3 protein-coding genes and 1 pseudogene are annotated in these 4594 nt (G+C 37.3%); 3 read left to right on the top strand and 1 reads right to left on the bottom strand.

All coding sequences use genetic code 11. The features are described from left to right. Positions 1 to 438: 438 nt before the first annotated feature. Positions 439 to 2052 carry a serine/threonine-protein kinase gene (locus WIW89_RS01385; protein WP_337719484.1) on the bottom strand — a complete coding sequence of 538 codons (1614 nt, stop codon included), beginning with the start codon at positions 2050 to 2052 and terminating at the stop codon, positions 439 to 441. A 526-nt stretch (positions 2053 to 2578) separates the two neighbouring features. Between WIW89_RS01385 and WIW89_RS01390 the strand changes: the two are divergent. The 3 genes and pseudogenes from WIW89_RS01390 to WIW89_RS01395 all read left to right on the top strand — a co-directional run. Further along, a pseudogene (locus WIW89_RS01390) lies at positions 2579 to 3313 on the top strand (IS200/IS605 family accessory protein TnpB-related protein); the annotation flags it as partial. Positions 3314 to 3362: 49 nt separating this feature from the next. After that, a complete protein-coding gene (locus tag WIW89_RS13580; protein WP_443296280.1) occupies positions 3363 to 3635 on the top strand; it encodes a HEPN domain-containing protein in 273 nt (90 codons plus the stop codon). Beyond that, on the top strand, positions 3628 to 4050 hold the full coding sequence (locus tag WIW89_RS01395; RefSeq protein WP_337719485.1) for a nucleotidyltransferase domain-containing protein: 423 nt from the start codon (positions 3628 to 3630) through the stop codon (positions 4048 to 4050). Before WIW89_RS13580 ends, WIW89_RS01395 begins: the two co-directional genes overlap by 8 nt. Positions 4051 to 4594: the final 544 nt, after the last annotated feature.

A 4594-nucleotide genomic window follows, 5' to 3' on the forward strand; every position in this document is an offset into this window, starting at 1 on the left:
TGCCTCTCCTTGATCTCTGAGAGGATCATATTCAGCATACTCCACCCAAAATGATTTTAAGAGGAAAATTCAGTCCATGATTATCAAGAAAATTAACAATTCATGTTGTAAATATCTTCTTCATATTGTAATAAAAATTGATATTATCATGTACACGCTTTCACCATTTAAAGTTTTAAATTGATGTAAATCACATTGTAGTACATTACTTATATCTAGCAAATATTTTACCTTGTTACTACTATTTTCATCTATTAAATAATCCATATTTTCTTCATAGTCAGCTTTGTAGAGAGAAGAATGTCATCTAAAAAGATTATTTCAATCGCAGGAGTTCTAGTTCGCCTTGACTCTACGTTTTCTCACCAGATCTTCCTAGTTAACAATTTGTACTCTAGAGCATGTCCTCACTTTTAGAATGTTTTATATTAGAATTGACTAGGAACAAATGGTGGGGTCTATCTTTTTTATCATGTCAATTACTTCTCTGGCTGTAGGTCTTCTCAGGGGTTCTATTGAGAGCATGGACTTCAGGAGCGGGTCTATTTTCGGATCTACATTTACATTCCAATACATTAATTTCATCCTCGCCTTATCGACCTCGCTCCTCACACAGTTGGTGTCTCTCTTTATGTAACAGTCTACAGCATTGTTCATCTCGTTCAAGTCAGGTCTATCCATTTTTCTTGTAAGTAGTACGTAAGCTGTCATTCCCAACGCGTAAATATCAAAGTAAGGTTTTGCCGGCTCCAGAAAGACTTCAGGTGGAGAATACTCAGGAGTGATTTGCTTGACTTTACCGTTAATCCTTACAGCACTCCCGAGGTCACCTAGCTTAAATGTCACTTTGTCCAGTTCAGACGGGTCTTTAGGTCTCTCGCTCAAAAAGATGTTTTGGGGTTTGACGTCCATATGGACGAAACCCTGAGAGTGTATGTAATCCAAGGCTTCTGCAACTCCGCATATAGCTTTTAAAACAGTTCTTTCCCACTTAGAGCTGTAATAGAACAAGTCCTCGCCTAACAAGTCCTTTAGTGTACCCCCGCCCATGTACTCCATGACTATCATCGGTGGGTTTTTCACATATAAGTCAGACCTCCCTTTCAGTATACCATCAATTACAAATGTATCAACGTTAACAGCATAGATTTTCACGATGTTTTTATGGTTGCTAAGATTAACTAAGTTAGAGGCTTCAGTAGCTAAATCCCTAAAAAATTCTTCAGGACTACCTCCGTACAATTTTAGCACTTTTATAGCCAAAGGTTTGCCAGAATACTCACCCTTCAATACGTAACCGTTCCCGCCTTCTCCTATCACCTTCTCTATTCTGTAGACAGAAAGAGTGCGGTTTATCCACACATTGGGATCCCAATTACTCAAACTCCTGCCCATTAACGGTATAGAAGGTGTTTGGGGCAGATTTTGAGATGACGACGTTGAAGATGGAGGGTTAGAGTTTTTAGATTGATAGGGCGTCTGCGGGTTACTTTGAGGGGTAGGTTGAGGAGGTTGATATTGGTAATTACTACTTTTCCTTCTCGGTATGCCGTAACCGAGGGCTCTAGCTGTAGAGAAAGTTGCCGTTATAAATAACGGGTCTAATGCGAACGTCTCTAACATATTCGACGGTAGATAGGGAAATGACGGTGGATGAGAGTTAATAAATATAAACATGATTAACATTGCGTAAAGATAGGCTATGAAAATTCCAATCCCGTTGACAACTTTTCCGTCAATTCCTTTGCCCTTATAAAAAATTAATAAACCTGGTATGAGACCAACTAGAGAAAAATAGGCTTCACCTGTTATCAGACTTTGGCTGCAAGCGACGTTATTTACTACTATAATTGCATATAGAAAGGGGTACAAGAAGGCGAATAGAGGGATAAATGGTGAAAGTCTACTCCTCTTACCGTAAACTATTAGAAAAATTAGGCTTGTAACGGCATAGAGCAGGAAATACGAGTTTGGAAATGGGAAAAGAGACATTATCCACACGTACAACAATGTGACTAACACTGAGTTTATTATATATACTGACTTGTTCACATCATACACTTTATATGAGACTTTAATAAGAATTACGGGAATCGTTCCTGCTAGGGAATTAGAATAATATACAGATTAATTAAGGGAAATATTAGAGTGATGAGTCAAAAACCCGTTATCCTGATTCAGTGTGGTAAAAACAACGCCTAACCTTTAGCTCAGGTAATAAAATTTTTCTTGCGATTGTTTCTGTCGATGACGGGTGTATGTAGGTATATATATATAGTAGGTGTATATATATAGGTGACTCTCATTTTTTCAAGCATAAAATAGCGTATTCTTCATTCTGATAACTTAACTCTCGTGTCATTTATTACTTGAAGTTTCATTACCTAATTGTATCTCCTGATAAGAGGAAAAAAGTCGGTATTTTTGACTCACAAATGATTCACTTTCTCGCTATTTTTGACTCACAAGTGATTCACTTTTAATACTCTTCTCCTTATTTTTATATGTGGATAGAGAGAAAATAATGCAAGCATTGATAGACTGGAACTTCTGGTACAAATCTCAATTTACCCATGTTCCCAAAAACTTCAAGGACTACATGAGTTGGAGGATGAAGGAGTCAAGGTTAGTGGTTAAGGATGGGAAGGCTTTTCTAAAAGTGGTTTTTGAGAAGCCAAGGGAGGACAATGTTGAGCTAAAGAAAAGCATTGCTGTTGATGTTAATATGAGTGAGATAGTTGTGGGGAAGGATGATATTAACTACGTTAGGATTCCAACTCGTTTGCATGAGGTTTATCACTGGAAGTGTTTAGCTGAGAATTTGCAGAGGAAGTACCCTAGGAGGTGAAGGAGAATAAGAGGATTCTTCACAGGATTTATTCCTTCCGTCAAAGGGCTAAGAGAATTATGGACTTCCTAGGAAGGTTGGGAAGTGGGTTGTTGAAATTGTTAGGGATTTCGGTGCTAATGTTGTTAAGTTGGAGAGTCTTAAGAACCTCATCAAGAATGTTGATAAATTGTCAAGAGAGTTTAGGGATAAGTCGTATCTGATGCAGTATCGTAGGATGCAGTAATGGATTTCTTGGCAAGCTAAGAAGCACGGTATTCTAATTAAGTATGTTAATCCTAGTTATTCTTCAGTCTCTTGCCCTAAGTGTGGTAAAAGGATTGAAGAAAAAGGATATCGTTGGTTTAAGTGCAATCGCGGTTATGAGAATGATCGTGACGTTATTGCAATCACGAATCTAAATGGGAGGGGTCTCTGACCCTCTCGACTGCCTCTCAAATGAGGGATGTAGTCCCGAACCAATGAGGGGAACCCTTACTGGCGGGAGGGAAGCCAGTACAGCTGAGACGCTATAATTAAGGGATATTATTGGTTAGCCTGCTTTCTTTTTCATCAAGCCGTCGAGTTAGCAAATAAAGGTCTCCTAGAGATAACTAGGAACGAGCATCCTTGTACTCACAACCTCGTGGAGCTATTAAAATATTTTAATCCTCCATACGATATTTTAACTTGTGCAATGAACTTGAACCCTCATTACATTTCTTCTAGGTATTCCTTAATGTCCTTTTACTCCAGAAATGACGCTTTAAATTGTAAGAAAAACGCTGAGGCGATTTTGAATGGTTGAAGATCTTATGAGGAGAATAAACGAGGAATACGAAAGGAAGTTCAGCGATTTCCTCGAGAAATTAATAAGTGCTTACCCTGATTCAACAATAGTATTATTTGGTAGTAGAGCTAGGGGAAAGAATAGGCCTAACAGTGATTTTGATATAATAGTATTTGTAAGCTGTGAAAACCCTTTGCATAAGAGTATTGAAATTTACCAAACTACTAGACCCGACTTCCCGGTAGATATTATAGTAATGAAACCAGAGGAAGTTAATGATCGTAATTTGAAGTTAACTCACATGTTTTATTATGGTTATAAGATCTTATACGACGGATTAAACCTTAAGGAGAGAATTGAAAGAATGATGAGAGAGAACGTTGATAAGTTAAAGGATATAATAATTTACGACGATCCTAAGTATAAGAGTTAGCTGCTTTCAGAGAATGAAAGACTTTAGCACTGAAATCGAGAAAGATCTAGATTTCTATTCGAAAACAAGACCAATTAGTATTTCAATTTTTAATTTCCAGTCTGCTTTTCAAGTATTGGTAAAAATAATAAATTCTACAATCTTATAGTTAAATTTCAAAGAAGCGTCTAAAAGAAGGCTAGAAGTATATAACTATTGAACGTAGAATATCGATAGAGCTAGTAGATAATTCTAGGAGAAGATATAGGAGAATTAAGGTTTTGAGCTCAGAGAAGTAAAGTATAAAACGGAAAAAGGAATTCTAAAATAGCACATAGTTAGACATAAAATTTCTGAGCAAGCTTGTTTAATTGGCATTTATCTGACGTGCATACGCTGAGAAATTACCTTAGTCTTTTGTTAAATCCTTTAAGCTCTTTACCCCGAAATCGTAAAAACCAAATCTGTTTAGCAAGACCCCTCTGAGTCCACTCCTCTCAGCCCCCGCATAATCCATTTCCATTATATCACCCACATGGTATATCGGGATTCCTACTCTCCTAGT

The organism is Stygiolobus sp. CP850M (assembly GCF_037389425.1).
GTDB lineage: Archaea > Thermoproteota > Thermoprotei_A > Sulfolobales > Sulfolobaceae > Stygiolobus.